Here is a 15,235-nt window from a genome sequence, read left to right as displayed (position 1 = left end):
GACAGGGTCGACGGGGACGGCAGGCAGGCAGAGATGCCTGCGGTCCGGGACAGGCCTCGCGGCCTGCCCGCCGGTCGGCGGCCTAGACGGCCTGGCGTCAATAGCGCCGACGGGCCGGATGCTGCCGAAAAACGGTCGCGCGGAGCGTCTGAACTTCGTCGAAACGGTATTTTTTCAATGCTTTCCGGGCGAGGCCCGGACGCTCCGCCCCCTCCCCAAGCTCGCCGGGTTGAAACCCGGCGAGGCAGCGAACCCATGTCCAGGCCCACAGCAAAAAGGGCCGGCGCTGGTGCGCCGACCCTTCTGAACCCGAACCCGAAAGGGGGCTCAGATTTCCTGGTTGTACTTGCCGACCCGGTCACCGAGCCGCGGCTTCACTTCCTCGCGGAACAGGGCGCGCATGTCGTCTTCCGACCGGGTGCTTTCGACCACGACGACGATCTCGGGCTTGTTCGACGAGGCGCGGACCAGCACCCACGAGCCGTCGTCCAGATGGACCCGTACGCCGTTGACGGTGATCACCTCGGTGATCTTGCGGCCCAGGATCGAACCGCCGGCAGCGAACAGGTCCTGGTATTCCTTCACCACGTCATCGACGACGCCGTACTTCACCTCGTCGCCGCAGTGCGGGCTCATGGTCAGGGAGGTGAAGGCCACCGGCAGGGCCTTGCGCATGTCGGACAGCTTCAGGCCGGGATTACGGTCCAGCATGGCCAGGACGGCGGCGGCGGCGGTCAGGCCGCAGTCATAGCCGTAGCCCAGGTCGCCGTTCATGAAGAAGTGGCCGCTCTTCTCGAAACCGGCCAGGGCCCCCAGTTCGGCGCTCTTGCGCTTGATGTAGCTGTGGCCGGTCTTCCAGTAGATCACCTTGCAGCCATGGGCCGCCAGGATCGGATCGGTGGCGTAGAGGCCGGTGGACTTCACATCGACCACGAAGGTCGCGCCCGGGTTCAGCGGGGCCAGGTCGCGGGCCAGCATCAGGCCGATCTTGTCGGCGAAGATCTCCTCGCCCTCGTCATCGACCACGCCGCAGCGATCGCCGTCGCCGTCGAAGCCGAAGGCCAGATCCGCACCATGTTCGCGGACGGCCGCAGCCATCGAGTGCAGCATCTCGACGTCTTCCGGGTTCGGATTGTATTTCGGGAAGGTGTAGTCCAGCTCGGTGTCCATGCCGATCACGTCGGACACGCCCATGCGCTGCAGGGCGTCGACGGCGAAGGCTCCGGCCGTGCCGTTGCCGCAGGCGGCGATCACCTTCAGCGGCCGGGTGATGCTGGCGCGCTTGGCCACATCGGCGATGAAGCGCTCGGCCTCGCCCTGCACGCGGATCAGCTTGCCGCCGTCACGTTCGACGAAGGCCCCGCCCAGCACGATGTCGCGCAGACGGCCCATCTCGTCGGGACCGAAGGTGAGGGGGCGTTGCGCGCCCATCTTCACGCCGGTCCAGCCGTTCTCGTTGTGGCTGGCGGTGACCATGGCCACGCAGGGAATGTCGAGGTCGAACTGGGCGAAATAGGCGGTGGGCGACAGGGCCAGGCCGATGTCGTGCACCTCGCAGCCGGCCGAGATCAAACCGAGGATCAGGGCGTTCTTGATCGACGAGGAGTAGGAGCGGAAATCGTGGCCGACCACGATCTTCGACAGGCCCAGTTCGTGGATGTAGGTGCCCAGGCCCAGGCCGAGGGCCTGGACGCCCAGCAGGTTGATGTCCGGCCCGAACAGCCAGCGCGCATCGTACTCACGGAACCCTGTCGCCTTGACCAGCGGCTCGTTTTCGTAAGCGGCGGTGTTGGCGACGAGATCAGCGCGGGGCTTGGAGAACATCTTGGCTCACTTCGAAGGTTGAGATCTTGGCTCTAAGGGTTGGGGGCCCTGGTCGCCAGTGCCCTCCTGTAACAGCAAGATAAGAATGTTTCGTTTCGCCTAGATCACGCCCGCTCGAAGCAGATCGTGAACATGAAGTATGCCGACCGGGCGTTCGGCTTCGACCACGAACAGCACTGTGATCCGGCGCTCATTCATGACCTTGAGCGCTTCGGCGGCCAGGGCACCGGGGGCGATGGTCAGGGGGGAGCGGGTCATCACCTCGTCGGCGCGGTGGGTCAGCAGGCCGTCCATGTGCCGCCGAAGGTCGCCGTCGGTGATCAGGCCAGTCAGCCGGCCGTCGGTACCGACCACGCCGGCGGCCCCGAACCGCTTCTCGCTCATGACCAGCAGGGCCTGGGCCATGGGCGCATCGGCGCTGACCAGCGGCAGCGCGTCGTCGCCGTGCATCAGGTCGGCGACAGTGCGCAGCATGGCCCCCAGCTTGCCGCCGGGGTGGAAGACCCGGAAATCGCTGGCGGTGAAGCCGCGGCGCTCCAGCAGGGCCACCGCCAGGGCATCGCCGAGAGCGATCTGCAGGGTGGTGGAAGTGGTCGGGGCATTGACCTCGGCCGTGGCCTCGGCGGCGTCCGGCAGCAGCAGCAGGGTGTCAGCGGCCCGGCCCAGCTGGCTGTCGGCGCGGGCGGTGATGGCGATCAGCGGAATCGAGAAGCGCTTGGCATAGGCGAGCGTGTCGGACAGCTCGCGGGCTTCGCCGGATTTCGACAGGGCCAGCACGACATCGTCCTGGCCGATCATGCCCAGGTCGCCATGGCTGGCCTCGGCGGCGTGAACGAACATCGCCGGGGCCCCAGTCGAGGCCAGGGTCGCGGCGATCTTGCGCGCCACATGGCCGGACTTGCCGATCCCCGTGCAGACGATCCGGCCCTTGGCGGCGAACAGGGTCTCGACGGCGGCGGCAAAGGGCGCGCCAAGGCCTTCGGCCATCTCGCCGAGGGCCTCGGCCTCGACCTGGATCACCCGACGGCCGACGGCGACGGCATCAAAGGCGCTCATGGAGCGGTTGATCCGGCGGGCGCCTTGACGGCACGGAGCGCCTCCTCGGCGCGGCGACGGGCGCTGGCCTTCTCCCGCTCGATCTTGGCGCGCATTTCCGGCGTCTGCTGGATCGGCGTTGATCCGAAGGGGGCAGGGGAGCGTGCGCCATAGCCCTGGGGCCAGACCATCGCCAGAGCGATCATCGCAACAGCGATGAGCGTCATCAGGGGCATGAAGATGCGATCAGACATGCGCCAGCCTATAGCATGTCGTTCGCCTACGGGGAGAGCCCTGCATCGGGGTGCTTGACGACGCGCGCCGGGGAGCCTAGCCCGCCCGGTGACACCTGCTAGGAGGCCCCATGCCGACCCTCGTCCTGCTCCGCCACGGCCAGAGCCAATGGAATCTTGAAAATCGCTTCACCGGCTGGGTCGATGTCGACCTGACCGCCGAGGGCGAGGCCCAGGCCCGCAAGGGCGGCGCTCTGATCAAGTCGGCCGGCATCGAGATCGATGACGCCTTCACCTCGGTGCAGACCCGCGCCATCCGCACCTGCAACCTGGCCCTTGATGCCGCAGGGCAGAGCTTTGTCCCGGTCACCAAGGACTGGCGCCTCAATGAGCGTCACTATGGCGGCCTGACAGGTCTCAACAAGGCGGAGACGGCGGAGAAGCACGGCGAAGCCCAGGTGACCCTCTGGCGCCGGTCCTACGACATTCCGCCGCCCGAGCTGGCCCCCGGCGGCGAGTACGACTTCAGCAAGGATCGCCGCTACGCCGGCAAGGATCTTCCGACCACGGAAAGCCTCGCCACAACCCTGGTTCGCGTGCTGCCCTACTGGGAATCCGACATCGCGCCGAAACTGACCGCCGGCGAGACGGTGCTGGTCGCGGCCCACGGCAATTCGCTGCGCGCCATCGTCAAGCACCTGTTCCAGGTGCCCGACAGCGAGATTGTTCACGTCGAAATCCCGACCGGCAACCCGCTGGTGATCGACCTCGACGCCGGCCTCAAGCCGGTTGCAGTGCACTACCTCGACGAGAGCCGTGCCGAAAGGCTGCCACCCATCGCCTGATCGGCCGGAAATAGCTGGAAACGCTGCGTTAATCCGCTCGCCCCATGCTCGCGGTCTATCTGAACCGGATCGATCGCGAGCCCCATGAGCGCCCCTGTGGCGTCAGGCCAGGAATATCGGCGCCTGACGCAGTACGAAGTCGACGTCATCTGCGCCAAGCACGACCGTCTGTGGTCGGCCCGGCTGGGTGGCGCGCGCGCCGTGTTTGCCTTCTGCGACCTTTCGGGACTGTCGGTGACCGGTCGCAACCTCTGCGACGCCGACTTTACCGGCGCGCTTCTGCACGGCTGTGACCTCAGCCGCGCCAAGCTGGACAATGCCAACCTCTTCGGGGCCGACCTGCAGGGGGCAAACCTCATCGGGGCTTCGATGCGGCGCACCGACCTCCGGGGCTCCAGTCTGCGCGGGGCCAATCTGACGGGGGCCGACCTGTTCGAGGCGGATTTGCGCGAGGGCGCGCTGGCCGCCGCCGACCGCAAGGAAGGCTTCCGCCTGATCGAGCCCGTGCAGCGCGAGGTCCATGCCGGGGGGGCCATCCTGGCCGGCGCCAATCTGGAGCGCTCGCGGCTTTCGGGCATTGTCGCCGCCAAGGCCGATTTCAGCGATGCCATCCTGAAAGACGCCAAGCTGGTCCGGGCGAACCTGAAACAGGCCAACTTCAACGGGGCCAACCTTGCCGGCGCGGATCTCTCGGGCGCCAATCTGAGCGGCGCCGATCTGCGCAATACGGTGCTCGTGGGGGCCAAGACCCACGACTGGAACATCAACGACACCAATCTGGACGGGGCGCTGACCGACAAGCCGGCCGGGACGGACGTCGCCGGGCTCCCCTATGCCCAGATGATCGCCGACCATGCCCGGTGGTGCGAAACCGGCGGCGCGGAGGGCAAGCCCAGTGTCTTCGACCGGGCCGACCTGCGCAGCCTGCGCACGGTACGCGGGTTCAACCTGACGGCCCTGTCGGCCAAGGGGGCCGTCTTCTACGGCCTCGATATGGAGGGGGTCCAGATGCAGGGTGCCCAGCTGGAAGGGGCCGATTTGCGGGCCTGCAACCTGCGCCGGGCCGACCTGCGCGGCGTCCGGCTGAAGGGGGCCAAGCTCTCCGGAGCGGACCTGCGCGACGCCCAGCTTGGACCGCTCCTGATTGCCCGGGACCGGCTGCTGCCCTCGGACCTGACCGGGGTGCTCTTAACCAATGCCGATCTGGCGCGCGCCGATCTGCGCCATGCCTGCCTGTCCGGGGCCGACCTGTCGCGGGCCAATTTCACCAATGCCATCCTCAAGGACATCGACGTTACCGGAGCCATCCGGGTCGGCGTCCGGGGCCTTGAGGATATCATCTGAAGGCTGCGACAATTTAGCGCGCAGCTTAACCGTTCGCTGGTTGAAACCGGCTATAGTCGATTTCAGAGAACACGTTTTTTGGGGAAGGCCGCCGGCATGGACGCCGCACAGAACCTGTCTGGACGCAGACGCCTGAGCCAGGCCGAGCTGGACATGATCGTGTCGGCTCACGAGAAGTTCGTCACCGGCAAGCAGGGCGGACGACGGGCCTCGCTGCGGTTCATGAACCTGTCGGGCCTCGACATGTCCTTCAAGAACCTGATCGACGCTGATCTCTCGGCCTCGGTTCTCGAAGGTTGCCGGATGGTCCGGACCAAGCTCGACCGCGCAAGCCTGTTCGGCTGCGACCTGCGCAAGGCCGACCTGCGCCAGGCCAGTCTGGTTCGCGCCGACCTGCGCGGGGCCTGCCTGCGCGGAGCCAATCTGGGTCAGGCCAATCTCACCCAGGCCGATTTTCGCGAAGGCCAGATCGCCATTCCCCATCCGCGCAAGGGTCTCGATACGCTGCGCCACGAAATGCGGACCGGGGAAGCCGATGAAGTCAATTTCTCCGGGGCGACCCTGGACGGCTCGCAGTTCTCCGGCGTCTCGGCCTTCAAGGCCGATTTCAGCGACTGCTCCCTGCGCGGGGCCAATCTTTCGGGAGCCAACCTCAAGGAAGCCAACCTTTCGGGTGCGATCCTCGACGGTGCCGACGTCAAGGGCACCAATCTGGAAGGGGCCAATCTGAGCGGTGCGGTGATGGCCGGCGTCGACACATCGACGGCCCGGGTCGTCGGGGCCCACATGACCGGGTGCCTGACCGGCTCGACCAGTGAAGCCATGGGCAAGGCCCAGGAACTGCATCAGCGTGTCCTGGCCAACCAGCAATGGTGCATTACCGGCGGCAAGGAAGGCCATGTCGCGCGACTCGACGGTGAGGATCTCAGGCCCCTGGGCGACCGGCTGAAGGGGATGCGTCTCACGGCGATGAGCGCCAAGGGCGCCTGCATGGTCGGGCTGGACCTGACCGGGGCGCAACTCCAGGGGGCCAATCTGCAGAATGCGGACCTGCGCGCGGCTATCCTGCGAGGCGCGGACCTGCGCGGGGCGCGGCTGTCCGGAGCCAATCTGACCAAGGCCGACCTGCGGCAGGCCTGCCTTGCGCCCCTTCCACTGGGGCCCGGCCGGCAGACGGAAACCCAGCTTAACGCGGCCCGGATGCGCTATGTCATGGCCCAGGTGGCTGACCTTCGCTCGGCCGTGTTCGACGGTGCCGACCTGCGCGGTGCCGATTTCAGCGGGGCACGGGCCCATCGGGCCAGTTTCCGCGACTGCGACCTCACCCAAGTCCACGACCTCGACCTGTCGGCCCCGGACTAGGCTGTAACGAAAAAAGGCGGCGCTGACGGGCGCCGCCTCCAGTTCAGAGCGGGAAGGGTCTGCGGTGTCGCGGGATCAGGCGGCCTTTTCGCCTTCGATCAGCGAAGAGGGCGCGGTGCTGATCTCGATCGTGCGCGGCTTCAGCGCTTCGGGCAGCTCGCGCTTCAGGGCGATCGACAGTAGGCCGTCAGCCAGGCTGGCATCGGTCACCACCACATAGTCGGCCAGCTGGAAGCGGCGTTCGAAGTTCCGCTCGGCCAGGCCCCGGTGCAGGTAGCGCCTGGCCTCGTCATTGGCCGCCTTGCGACCGGTCACGGTCAGCAGGTTTTCCTTCACCTCGATGCCGAGCTCTTCGGACTTGAAGCCCGCGACGGCGATCTCGATGCGGTAGGCGTTTTCGGCGGTGCGCTCGATATTGTAGGGCGGATAGCCCGACGCGGCTTCATTGGTGGCGGCGGCGTCCAGCAGGGCGGCCAGCCGGTCGAAGCCGACGACGGAGCGATAGAGGGGGGAAAGGTCGATCGTACGCATGGTCACATCCTTCTTTTCAAGCAAGGTTGCAGTCGATGTTCGTCCCGTCGGCGACCCGAAACCGGCGTCGCCTGTGGTCCGGAAGGCCCGGTTGTCCAGCGCCTTCAGAGCCTAGTTGGGGAGCAGATTTCCGACTTCAAGGCCTTGATGATCGCGCCTGACTCTAAGGGCTTGATCGGGGCGCGACCCCGGCTAAGGTCCCCGCACCTGACGCGGAAGAGAGACCTCAAAATGCCCCACCGTCGCCAAGTCCTTTTGCTGGCCGCTGCCCTCTGCCTCGCCGCGCCCGCGGCCTATGCTGCCGATGACGCCCTGAAGGCGGCCGTCAGCGCGGCGACCCGTCCTGCGGCCGATGTGGCCCGCGATGGCGCGCGTCATCCCTATGAAAGCCTGACCTTCTGGGGTCTCAAGCCCCGGCAGACCGTCATCGAGGTCTCGCCCGGCAACGGCTACTGGACCGAGATCCTCGCGCCCTATGCCAAGGCGACGGGCGGCACCTACAGCGTCGGCGTCGCCGACCTGGCCAATCCCAAGCTCTCCGAAGGGGCCCGCAAGGGCCGTGAGGCTTTCGAGGCCCGTTTTGCGGACCCGGCCCGCTACGGCAAGGTCGGTTTTGTCAACTTCGGGTCCGTGTCCGGTCCGCTGGGCGCGCCCGGCTCGGCCGATCTGGTGCTGACCGCCCGCAATGTCCACAACTGGACCGTTCAGCCGGGTGTCGCCGACAAGGTCTTTGCCGACTTCTTCGCGGTCCTGAAGCCCGGCGGCTATCTGGCGGTCGAGGATCACCGCGCTGACCCCAAACCCGAAAACAGCGCCGGGGCGGACGGCTATCTGGCGACGGCCACGGTTGTCGCCCTGGCCGAGAAGGCGGGTTTCAAGCTGGACGCCAGCTCGGAGATCAACGCCAATCCGAAGGACACCAAGGATCACCCGTTTGGCGTCTGGACCCTGCCGCCGGTCAAGCGGACGGCTCCGGGCGGACAACCGGCCGATCCGACCTTCGATCGGACAAAATATGATGCGATCGGTGAGAGCGATCGCATGACCCTGCGCTTCCGCAAGCCGTCCTGAGCCGGGGCCGGGTGGCGACCACCAGGGTCCAGACCGCAACGGAGCGCCGATGACGTCTGAATTCTCGGGACTGCGTCGCCGCTTCGTCGTCGGGGCTCTGGCGGCCGGGCTGGCGGGCTGCGGTCAGCGCAAGTCTGACAGCCCGACGCCGGCTGCCGTCCCGAAAGGCGGGGTCACCACGATTGAAGGCGCGGTGGCCGGGGCCTGGCGCAGCCAGCTTGACCGGCAGCGTGATCCCTGGCGGCATCCGGTCGAGAGCCTCCGGTTCTGGGGGCTGTCGCCGGGGCAGACGGTCGTGGAGTTCTGGCCCGGCACGGGCTGGTATACCGAGATCTTGGCTCCGTTTCTCGCCGACACGGGCGGCAAGCTCTATGCCGCGACCCTGGCCGCCGATCCTGCTGACCCGGCCGCCGTCGAGATCGGGGAGGCCTATCGCCGTCGCCTGGCCGGCAATGCCCGGCTGTACGGCCGGGTTGAGCTGACCAGCTTCGGGCCGGCCAGCGGGCCGGTCGCGCCGGCCGGCTCCGCGGACCTCGTGCTGTTCCTGCGCAACGTCCACAACTGGATGGCTGCCGGCATTGTCGAGAAGGCGTTTCGCGATGCTCTCGCGGCGCTCAAGCCCGGCGGTGTCCTGGGCGTCGAGGAGCATCGGGGCGAGCCTGGACGGGTTCAGGACGCCCTGGCCGCGGACGGCTATGTCCAGGAAGCCTATGTCATTCAACTGGCCCGTGAGGCCGGCTTCGTGCTTGCGGGATCCGGCGAAATCAACGCCAATCCGAAGGACACCAAAGACCATCCTTTCGGGGTCTGGACCCTGCCGCCGACCCGCTTGTCGGCCCCTCGTGGCGAGGCCCCGCGTCCGGGTTTCGATCACGCAAAGTTCGATGCCATCGGAGAGAGCGACCGCATGACCCTCAAATTCGTGAAGCCCCGATGAGCGGCGGTTCCTGGAAGGCCGGCCTGGGCCTGGCCGCTGTCATGGCCGTCGTCGTGGCCACCCCGCTGCGGGCCGAGGAGCAGTCGGTTCCGGCCGGCAAGGCGTTTCCGTTTCTGGAGACCTTTCTGAAACTGCCGCCGGCTGACAAGACCCGCTTCCGACTGATCTATGCGCCCCGCTTCGACGGCAAGAGTCTGGCGGGCCAGAAAGCCACCCTGGTCGAGGCCAACGGGACCCGGACCCCGCTTCCGATCGGTCCTGATGGCTTCTTCGAGCGGACGCCGGGCCTGGGCCAGATGAAGGACGCCAAGGTGCTTCTGGATGGGCCGGCCGGGGCCAAGTTCGGGACGACCATGAGCTTCGTCACGACACTCAAACCCGCCACCGAATACGAGGTGCGGGAGCTGGTCGCGACCGTCGATGAGACCAATGCCACGATCCGCAAGAACGCCGGTCCGGCGGCCATGTTGGCCCCCAAGATGGGCGGCGTTGCCTTCAAGGACGGCAGCGGTGCGGTTGCGGTCTATCCCGACGGCCGGACCCGACCCTTGCCGGAGCTGCGGGGTACGCCGGTCTTCTGGCCGGAGGACTTTTCCGGGGCGGTCCGCGTGCGCCTGACCAAGGCCCCCTCGGCCGTTCGTTTCGCCCCGAAAAAGAAATAATCAGGTCCGGTCTGAACACTGTTTACTTGCGGCTGTCACAAAGCCACGTTATCGCCAATTCAAATCGCGCAGACAGGGAGAACGCGCTCATGGCTACTCTGCAGGAACTTACCGATCGCATCATCACCGCCGTCGGCGACGACAGCGGCCTGGGCAAGAGCCTCAAGTTCGACCTGAAGGACGTCGGCGTCGTTCACATCGACGGTGGTTCGGTGACCAACGAAGACAAGCCCGCCGACCTGACCATGACCCTGAGCATGGACGATCTGCTGGCCATCGGCGCCGGTTCGCTGGATCCGACCATGGCCGTGATGACCGGCAAGCTGAAGCTGTCGGACATGGGCGTGGCCATGGGCCTGCAAGCCAAGATGGCGGCGCTCTTCTCGAAGATGCGCTGATCCCATGGGGGAGCGTGCGCCTCTGGTTTCGATTCCCGAGGCGCCGGTCCCTGACCATGGAACGGCCGAATGGTTTAGCGGCGCGGACGGGGCAACCCTCCGCGCCGCACTGTTTTCGCCGCCGGGAACGCCGCGCGGCTCCGTGGTCGTCAGTCCCGGCCGCAGCGAGCCGATCGAGAAGTATTTCGAGGTCGTGGACGACCTTCTGAACCGGGGCTTTGTGGTTCTGGTGCACGACTGGCGGGGGCAGGGGCTCTCGGCCCGTGCCCTGCCGGACCGGCTCAAGGGCCATGCGAAGGGCTTTCGGCCCTTCCTGAGCGACTTTTCCAACCTCCTCGAGACCTTTGGGGACCGTCTGCCCAAACCCTGGATCGCTTTGGGACATTCGATGGGCGGGTGCCTGACCACCCTGGCCCTGGCCCATGGCGAAAGCCGTTTCTCCGCCTGCGTACTGTCGGCACCCATGCTGGGCCTGAACACGGGGGGCAAGCCGGCCCGCGCCGCCCGCGCCCTGGCCTGGATCTTCGCCCGTGCGGGTCTGGCCGGCGATTACACCCTGGGTGAGCGCGGCGATCCGTTCGTCCAGAGCTTTGCCCGCGACGCCCTGACCCATGATGAGGCGCGCTACGACCGCTATCAGGCGCAACTGACCGCCAATCCCGACATCGCCCTCGGCGGCACCACCTGGGGCTGGGTGGACTTCGCCTTTTCCGCCTGTGCCTGGCTGCGGCGTTCGCCGGGCGTCGAGGCGATCGCCATCCCGGTGACCATCGTCGGGGCCGGCGAAGACAGCCGGGTGCTGAATTCGGACCTCAAGGCCATCGCCACCCGTATTCCCAACGGGCGCTATCTGGAAGTGCCCGGTGCCTTCCACGAGATCCTGATCGAGATCGACGCCCGCCGGGCCCAGTTCTGGTCCGCGTTCGACGAGACGGTTGATCCCGTCGCGCCGCTAGCCTGACGACTTCGCCGAGCGCCTGAGGCAGATCAGGGCCTCGTCCAGCGGACGGCGGTCACCCGAGATCACGATCTGGCCGCCGTTTTGTCCCACGGGCTGGCCGCGCCAGTCGGTGACCATGCCACCGGCCCCTTCGATCAGGGGAATGGCGGCCTCGATGTCCCAGGATTTCAGGCCGGCTTCGATGACCATGTCCATCGTCCCGGCCGCGACCATGGCATAGGCATAGGCGTCGCAGCCCAGGCGGGCCAATTTGGACCCCGCCCGGACCTGCAGCCAGGCCCCGCGTTCGGCGCCGTCGAAACAGGCGTCGGCATCGGTCGTGCCGATGATTGCATCGGTCAGGCGTTCGCAGGGGCGGACCTTGAGGGGGCGGGTCTGGCCCCGGGCCAGAAGGCGCGAACCGCCAGCATGGCCGATGAAGACCTCGTCCAGATAGGGCTGTCCGATCGAGCCCAGCACGGGCCGGCCCTGGTAGCGCAGGCCGATCAGGGTGGTCCAGAGCGGCAGGCCGGCGATGAAGGCGCGGGTCCCGTCAACGGGGTCGAGAACCCAGACGAACTCTGCGTCAGGCCGGTCCTCGCCATATTCCTCACCGATCACGCCGTGATCGGGATAGTGCGCCGCGATCAGGCGGCGAATGGCAGCCTCCGCACCCCGGTCAGCCTCGGTGACGGGATCGAAGGCGGCATGGGTGTCGCGCGGCAGGTTCTTGCCGGCTCCCTTGTCTTCCAGGCCGTGGTCGGCCCGGAACAGCGGCAGGATCGCCGCTGCGGAGGCGCGGTTGAGCTCGAGTACGAAGGCGTCGAGGGCTGTGAGCCGGTCTGCGGAAAGCGTCATGGGCGAGGGTTTAGCGCCCTCGCCGGATGCGCGCCACCCGCAGTTAGGCGTCTGCGTGCTCAGCACCGCCGTTGAGCGACTTGGCAAGGTCCAGAAGACGACGGCGCGGACGCTCGCCCAGCAGGTAATAGGCCCGGATCAGGTCCAGGGTTTCCTTGCGGGCAAACATTTCGCCGCCTTCGGTCTCGCCGGCGTTCTCACGACGGGCCTGATCGGACAGGCCGTCATAGAAATAGCCGACCGGAACCTCGAGGGCTTCGGAGAGCTGCCACAGACGGGCAGCCGAGATGCGGTTGGCCCCGCACTCATATTTCTGGATCTGCTGGAAGCGAACGCCGACCGTTCCGGCCAGCTGTTGCTGCGTCAGGCCGAGCAGGCGGCGGCGGCGTCGAAGACGCTTGCCGAGATGCACGTCGATATCATTGCCCATGGAAGCCAAGCCCCCCGTTCCCATCACCGCGCGTCCCGAAACGGAACGCTCGCCGGTTTCGTCGCAAGGCCCGTGCCGGATGAAGTGGCGTTGCATCGGGCAGGCAAGCCAGCCTACTAGAGACACATGTCGGATAAGCGTCGGCCTTGGGCCCAGGATCTGCTCTGGCGCGCCGAGGCGCTGGGCTTTGACCTCTTTATCGGCGTCGTGCGTCTGATGGGCGTGGACGCCGCATCGGCGTTCGGCGGCTGGCTGGGACGAACCTTCGGCCCGCTGAGCGGGGCCCATAAGGTGGCCGAGCGCAATCTGAAGCTGGCTTTCCCGGACCAGGACGCCGACTGGCGAGCCCGCATGCTGGTCGAGCAATGGGAAGGCCTGGGGCGGACCTTTGCTGAATTCCCGCTGATGGATCGCATCCTGCCCTCGACCGGCAGGGTCGAGGTGGTCAACCAGGAGCGTCTGTTCGAAATCGCCCGCGACAAGACACCCGTAGTGTTCGTTTCGGGACACCTGTCGAACTGGGAGGTGATGCCGGCGGCCATCGTGGACTCCGGGGTCATCTGCGAGATGACCTACCGTGCGGCCAACAACCCCTATGTCGACGAACGGATCAAGGCCAGCCGCCACCGCTACGGCGTCCGGCTGTTTGCCCCCAAGGGCGGCGACGGCGCGCGCGAACTGCTCGAGGGGATGAAGCAGGGACGCTCGGTGGCCCTGATGAACGACCAGAAGTTCAATGGCGGGGTCGCGGGCCTGTTCTTCGGCCACGATGTGCGCACGGCCCCCGGCCCGAGCCGGCTGGCCATCCGCTTCGGCACGGTCCTGCAGCCCATGTCGGTACAGCGGATCAAGGGGGCGCGCTTCCGGGCGGTGGTGCACGACCCCATCGTCATTCCCAAGAGCGGCGACCGCACGGCGGACATCGAGACCGGCGTGAAGCTGGTCAATGCCTTCATGGAAGAGCGGATCCGGGAGCGCCCGGCCGAGTGGTTCTGGGTCCACCGCCGCTGGCCAAACGAGATCTATGCGGCGCTGGCGGCCCGCGAAGCGGAAAACCCCTGAGGCCGGGACCTAGATCTCGATCGCGCCCATCTCGGCATCAGGCTCGCCGGCCCGGCGGAACGGACCCTCGTAGGTTGCCTCGGCGCGGCGGCGGCGGCAGGGGCCGAAATAGGTGCTCGACCGGATGAACGGGCGAGGCTTGAAGATGACCTCATTGATCCGGTCCAGAAGCGACTGTGCGGTGACCGGCTTGACGATGATCTCGGTCACGCCGGCGTCACGGGCTTCGAACACCCTGTCCCGGTCCGCAAAGCCCGTCAGCATGATGATCGGCAGGAACGGGTCGACGCTGTCGGGCGAGTTGCGCACCAGCTGGATGAACTGAACCCCGTCGAGCGGCAGCATCTTGAAATCGACTATGGCGATGTCGATCATGGTCTCGCGCAGGATCTGCAGGGCTTCTGCCCCGTCCATGGCTTCGCGGAAATGCTTGACACCGACGCCGGACAGAATGGCTCCGACGATCGCACGCATGTGCTGGTTGTCGTCGACCATCAGGAAGCGAAGATTCGCGAGCACCGCCGACATGCGGAATATCACTCCGGACTGGAATCGTTGCGAAAGGGCTTTGGAGACGTCTCTACCGCCGGTTCGATAGCGGAAATAAGGCTAACGGAGGGTTTAACTTCGCGCTAGGGGCGCGGGGAAACGGCCCCTACCATCAGTGCGGGATCGAGATTGCGGCCGTGCCATTTCATCCGCCAGCACAGGTGTGGTCCGGTCGCACGGCCTTCCTGGCCCACGGCACCGATCAGCTGACCCTGATTGAGCTTGGTCCCTGCCGACAGTAGGATTTTCGAGAGGTGCAGATAGGCCGTGATCAGGCCTTGGCCATGATCGATCAGGATCAGGCCGCCCTCGAAATGCAGTCCTGTTTCGGCAAACACGACAAGCCCCGCAGCCGGTGCCCGGACAGGTGCGCCCACCGGCGCGGCCAGGTCGACCCCATAATGGGGACGGCGCGGCTCGCCATTCAGGATCCGCTGGCCACCGAAGCGCGCGGACCGGCGGGCACCCTCGAGGGGCAGGATGAAGCCGGTCTGGAAATCGTCAAGGTCGGCGACGCTGGCAAAGCCGACGGCCTTGCGGGCACCTTCCGCCGCGATGCGCTCCAGCAGGGCGGGGTCTTCCGGCTTCACCTGGTTGTCAGGCAGGCCGTCAATCCGCTGGATGTCGAAGGACCCCGGCGCGATGGCGGCCTCGTGGCTGGCGGATCCGTCTTCGGTCGAGACGGTCAGAACCGATGTCGGGCCGGCGTCGCGGTCGAAGCCGATCACGAACAGGCCGTCGGCCGAGGCATTGCCCACGGCGGTACCGTCGAGATCGAGGGCAGCGCGAGGGGCCGTACGACCCAGGGCAAAGCCGCCCTGGACAAAGCGTCCGGACAGCGAAAGGCCCGGTGCAGCGGCTTGGGCGGGCAGCGCCAGGCCGGCTGCCGACAGGCCGGTCAGAAGAGCGCGCCGGTTCAGGCGATCTTCTCTTGCCAGCGCTTAAGGGCCTCGGTGGGCCCGGCATAGGCTTCCTGCAGCTCCGGGCTCCAGTAGCGCAGGGCGTCCAGCGAGACCTTGGCCCCGGTCACGGCGCAAAGGACATAGCGGCCGGGCGACATGACGGCGAACTCGCCGTCGCCATAGTGCAGCACGGCAGGGCCGTCGGGTTTTCCAAGGTCACGGTCAAAAGCGTTCATGGGGTCACTTTAGGAC

At 66.9% G+C, this 15,235-nt stretch carries 18 protein-coding genes; 9 read left to right on the top strand and 9 right to left on the bottom strand.

Annotated elements, in window-relative coordinates; all coding sequences use genetic code 11:
- Nucleotides 1–327: 327 nt before the first annotated feature.
- The 3 genes from DBR10_RS16455 to DBR10_RS16445 form a co-directional block, all read right to left on the bottom strand.
- Nucleotides 328–1,824, bottom strand: a complete 1,497-nt coding sequence (locus DBR10_RS16455) for a phosphomannomutase/phosphoglucomutase (protein ID WP_108505509.1) — start codon at nucleotides 1,822–1,824, stop codon at nucleotides 328–330.
- 99 nt (nucleotides 1,825–1,923) lie between these two features.
- Nucleotides 1,924–2,880, bottom strand: a complete 957-nt coding sequence (locus DBR10_RS16450) for a KpsF/GutQ family sugar-phosphate isomerase (RefSeq protein ID WP_108505510.1) — start codon at nucleotides 2,878–2,880, stop codon at nucleotides 1,924–1,926.
- Nucleotides 2,877–3,113, bottom strand: a complete 237-nt coding sequence (locus DBR10_RS16445; RefSeq protein WP_108489652.1) for a hypothetical protein — start codon at nucleotides 3,111–3,113, stop codon at nucleotides 2,877–2,879. The genes DBR10_RS16450 and DBR10_RS16445 overlap by 4 nt, the downstream gene beginning before the upstream one ends.
- A gap of 110 nt (nucleotides 3,114–3,223) precedes the next feature.
- Here DBR10_RS16445 and gpmA point away from each other — a divergent pair, with 110 nt between their 5' ends.
- The 3 genes from gpmA to DBR10_RS16430 all read left to right on the top strand — a co-directional run bounded on the left by gpmA (nucleotide 3,224) and on the right by DBR10_RS16430 (nucleotide 6,643).
- The gene (gene gpmA / locus DBR10_RS16440; protein WP_108505511.1) at nucleotides 3,224–3,937 is read left to right on the top strand and encodes a 2,3-diphosphoglycerate-dependent phosphoglycerate mutase; all 714 of its coding nucleotides are present in this window, start codon (nucleotides 3,224–3,226) and stop codon (nucleotides 3,935–3,937) included.
- Between the two features lie 84 nt (nucleotides 3,938–4,021).
- On the top strand, nucleotides 4,022–5,281 hold the full coding sequence (locus DBR10_RS16435; RefSeq protein ID WP_108505512.1) for a pentapeptide repeat-containing protein: 1,260 nt from the start codon (nucleotides 4,022–4,024) through the stop codon (nucleotides 5,279–5,281).
- A gap of 96 nt (nucleotides 5,282–5,377) precedes the next feature.
- Nucleotides 5,378–6,643: a pentapeptide repeat-containing protein gene (locus tag DBR10_RS16430; RefSeq protein WP_108505525.1), complete on the top strand. Its 1,266-nt coding sequence runs from the start codon at nucleotides 5,378–5,380 to the stop codon at nucleotides 6,641–6,643.
- A 75-nt stretch (nucleotides 6,644–6,718) separates the two neighbouring features.
- Here DBR10_RS16430 and DBR10_RS16425 read toward each other — a convergent pair whose 3' ends face one another.
- Nucleotides 6,719–7,174 carry an Hsp20 family protein gene (locus DBR10_RS16425; RefSeq protein ID WP_108505526.1) on the bottom strand — a complete coding sequence of 152 codons (456 nt, stop codon included), beginning with the start codon at nucleotides 7,172–7,174 and terminating at the stop codon, nucleotides 6,719–6,721.
- A gap of 231 nt (nucleotides 7,175–7,405) precedes the next feature.
- On the opposite strand from DBR10_RS16425, the gene DBR10_RS16420 reads away from it, so the two are divergent.
- From DBR10_RS16420 to DBR10_RS16400, 5 genes are all read left to right on the top strand, one after another.
- On the top strand, nucleotides 7,406–8,245 hold the full coding sequence (locus tag DBR10_RS16420) for a class I SAM-dependent methyltransferase (RefSeq protein ID WP_108505513.1): 840 nt from the start codon (nucleotides 7,406–7,408) through the stop codon (nucleotides 8,243–8,245).
- Between the two features lie 49 nt (nucleotides 8,246–8,294).
- On the top strand, nucleotides 8,295–9,182 hold the full coding sequence (locus DBR10_RS16415; RefSeq protein ID WP_108505514.1) for a class I SAM-dependent methyltransferase: 888 nt from the start codon (nucleotides 8,295–8,297) through the stop codon (nucleotides 9,180–9,182).
- Nucleotides 9,179–9,844: a hypothetical protein gene (locus tag DBR10_RS16410; RefSeq protein ID WP_108505515.1), complete on the top strand. Its 666-nt coding sequence runs from the start codon at nucleotides 9,179–9,181 to the stop codon at nucleotides 9,842–9,844. The genes DBR10_RS16415 and DBR10_RS16410 overlap by 4 nt, the downstream gene beginning before the upstream one ends.
- A gap of 89 nt (nucleotides 9,845–9,933) precedes the next feature.
- On the top strand, nucleotides 9,934–10,242 hold the full coding sequence (locus DBR10_RS16405; protein ID WP_108505516.1) for an SCP2 sterol-binding domain-containing protein: 309 nt from the start codon (nucleotides 9,934–9,936) through the stop codon (nucleotides 10,240–10,242).
- Nucleotides 10,243–10,246: 4 nt separating this feature from the next.
- On the top strand, nucleotides 10,247–11,203 hold the full coding sequence (locus DBR10_RS16400) for an alpha/beta fold hydrolase (RefSeq protein WP_108505517.1): 957 nt from the start codon (nucleotides 10,247–10,249) through the stop codon (nucleotides 11,201–11,203).
- Here DBR10_RS16400 and hisN read toward each other — a convergent pair.
- Complete coding sequence (gene hisN, locus DBR10_RS16395) at nucleotides 11,195–12,040, bottom strand: histidinol-phosphatase (protein WP_108505518.1); 846 nt, start codon at nucleotides 12,038–12,040, stop codon at nucleotides 11,195–11,197. The two genes, DBR10_RS16400 and hisN, sit on opposite strands and share 9 nt — an antisense overlap.
- 43 nt (nucleotides 12,041–12,083) lie before the next feature.
- Nucleotides 12,084–12,479, bottom strand: a complete 396-nt coding sequence (locus DBR10_RS16390) for a helix-turn-helix domain-containing protein (RefSeq protein ID WP_108505519.1) — start codon at nucleotides 12,477–12,479, stop codon at nucleotides 12,084–12,086.
- 117 nt (nucleotides 12,480–12,596) lie between these two features.
- Here DBR10_RS16390 and DBR10_RS16385 point away from each other — a divergent pair, with 117 nt between their 5' ends.
- Nucleotides 12,597–13,532 carry a lysophospholipid acyltransferase family protein gene (locus tag DBR10_RS16385; protein WP_108505520.1) on the top strand — a complete coding sequence of 312 codons (936 nt, stop codon included), beginning with the start codon at nucleotides 12,597–12,599 and terminating at the stop codon, nucleotides 13,530–13,532.
- A gap of 9 nt (nucleotides 13,533–13,541) precedes the next feature.
- Here the strand turns inward: DBR10_RS16385 and DBR10_RS16380 are convergent, their stop codons facing one another.
- The 3 genes from DBR10_RS16380 to DBR10_RS16370 all read right to left on the bottom strand — a co-directional run bounded on the left by DBR10_RS16380 (nucleotide 13,542) and on the right by DBR10_RS16370 (nucleotide 15,219).
- Nucleotides 13,542–14,060, bottom strand: a complete 519-nt coding sequence (locus DBR10_RS16380; RefSeq protein WP_108505521.1) for a response regulator — start codon at nucleotides 14,058–14,060, stop codon at nucleotides 13,542–13,544.
- A 104-nt stretch (nucleotides 14,061–14,164) separates the two neighbouring features.
- Nucleotides 14,165–14,959, bottom strand: a complete 795-nt coding sequence (locus DBR10_RS16375) for a M23 family metallopeptidase (RefSeq protein WP_108505522.1) — start codon at nucleotides 14,957–14,959, stop codon at nucleotides 14,165–14,167.
- A gap of 38 nt (nucleotides 14,960–14,997) precedes the next feature.
- Complete coding sequence (locus DBR10_RS16370) at nucleotides 14,998–15,219, bottom strand: DUF2093 domain-containing protein (RefSeq protein WP_108505523.1); 222 nt, start codon at nucleotides 15,217–15,219, stop codon at nucleotides 14,998–15,000.
- Nucleotides 15,220–15,235 lie beyond the last annotated feature (16 nt).

It is taken from the genome of Caulobacter sp. HMWF025, from assembly GCF_003060965.1.
Classification (GTDB): Bacteria; Pseudomonadota; Alphaproteobacteria; order Caulobacterales; family Caulobacteraceae; genus Caulobacter.
Note: the sequence above shows the minus strand (reverse complement) of the source record. Positions and strands in the feature narration are given on the sequence as shown.

Excerpts from the sequence above, each read along its gene's own strand:
- DBR10_RS16455 (WP_108505509.1), bottom strand. The coding sequence starts at position 1,824 with ATGTTCTCCAAGCCCCGCGCTGATCTCGTCGCCAACACCGCCGCTTAC.
- DBR10_RS16450 (WP_108505510.1), bottom strand. The coding sequence starts at position 2,880 with ATGAGCGCCTTTGATGCCGTCGCCGTCGGCCGTCGGGTGATCCAGGTC.
- DBR10_RS16445 (WP_108489652.1), bottom strand. The coding sequence starts at position 3,113 with ATGTCTGATCGCATCTTCATGCCCCTGATGACGCTCATCGCTGTTGCG.
- gpmA (WP_108505511.1), top strand. The coding sequence starts at position 3,224 with ATGCCGACCCTCGTCCTGCTCCGCCACGGCCAGAGCCAATGGAATCTT.
- DBR10_RS16435 (WP_108505512.1), top strand. The coding sequence starts at position 4,022 with ATGAGCGCCCCTGTGGCGTCAGGCCAGGAATATCGGCGCCTGACGCAG.
- DBR10_RS16430 (WP_108505525.1), top strand. The coding sequence starts at position 5,378 with ATGGACGCCGCACAGAACCTGTCTGGACGCAGACGCCTGAGCCAGGCC.
- DBR10_RS16425 (WP_108505526.1), bottom strand. The coding sequence starts at position 7,174 with ATGCGTACGATCGACCTTTCCCCCCTCTATCGCTCCGTCGTCGGCTTC.
- DBR10_RS16420 (WP_108505513.1), top strand. The coding sequence starts at position 7,406 with ATGCCCCACCGTCGCCAAGTCCTTTTGCTGGCCGCTGCCCTCTGCCTC.
- DBR10_RS16415 (WP_108505514.1), top strand. The coding sequence starts at position 8,295 with ATGACGTCTGAATTCTCGGGACTGCGTCGCCGCTTCGTCGTCGGGGCT.
- DBR10_RS16410 (WP_108505515.1), top strand. The coding sequence starts at position 9,179 with ATGAGCGGCGGTTCCTGGAAGGCCGGCCTGGGCCTGGCCGCTGTCATG.
- DBR10_RS16405 (WP_108505516.1), top strand. The coding sequence starts at position 9,934 with ATGGCTACTCTGCAGGAACTTACCGATCGCATCATCACCGCCGTCGGC.
- DBR10_RS16400 (WP_108505517.1), top strand. The coding sequence starts at position 10,247 with ATGGGGGAGCGTGCGCCTCTGGTTTCGATTCCCGAGGCGCCGGTCCCT.
- hisN (WP_108505518.1), bottom strand. The coding sequence starts at position 12,040 with ATGACGCTTTCCGCAGACCGGCTCACAGCCCTCGACGCCTTCGTACTC.
- DBR10_RS16385 (WP_108505520.1), top strand. The coding sequence starts at position 12,597 with ATGTCGGATAAGCGTCGGCCTTGGGCCCAGGATCTGCTCTGGCGCGCC.
- DBR10_RS16380 (WP_108505521.1), bottom strand. The coding sequence starts at position 14,060 with ATGTCGGCGGTGCTCGCGAATCTTCGCTTCCTGATGGTCGACGACAAC.
- DBR10_RS16370 (WP_108505523.1), bottom strand. The coding sequence starts at position 15,219 with ATGAACGCTTTTGACCGTGACCTTGGAAAACCCGACGGCCCTGCCGTG.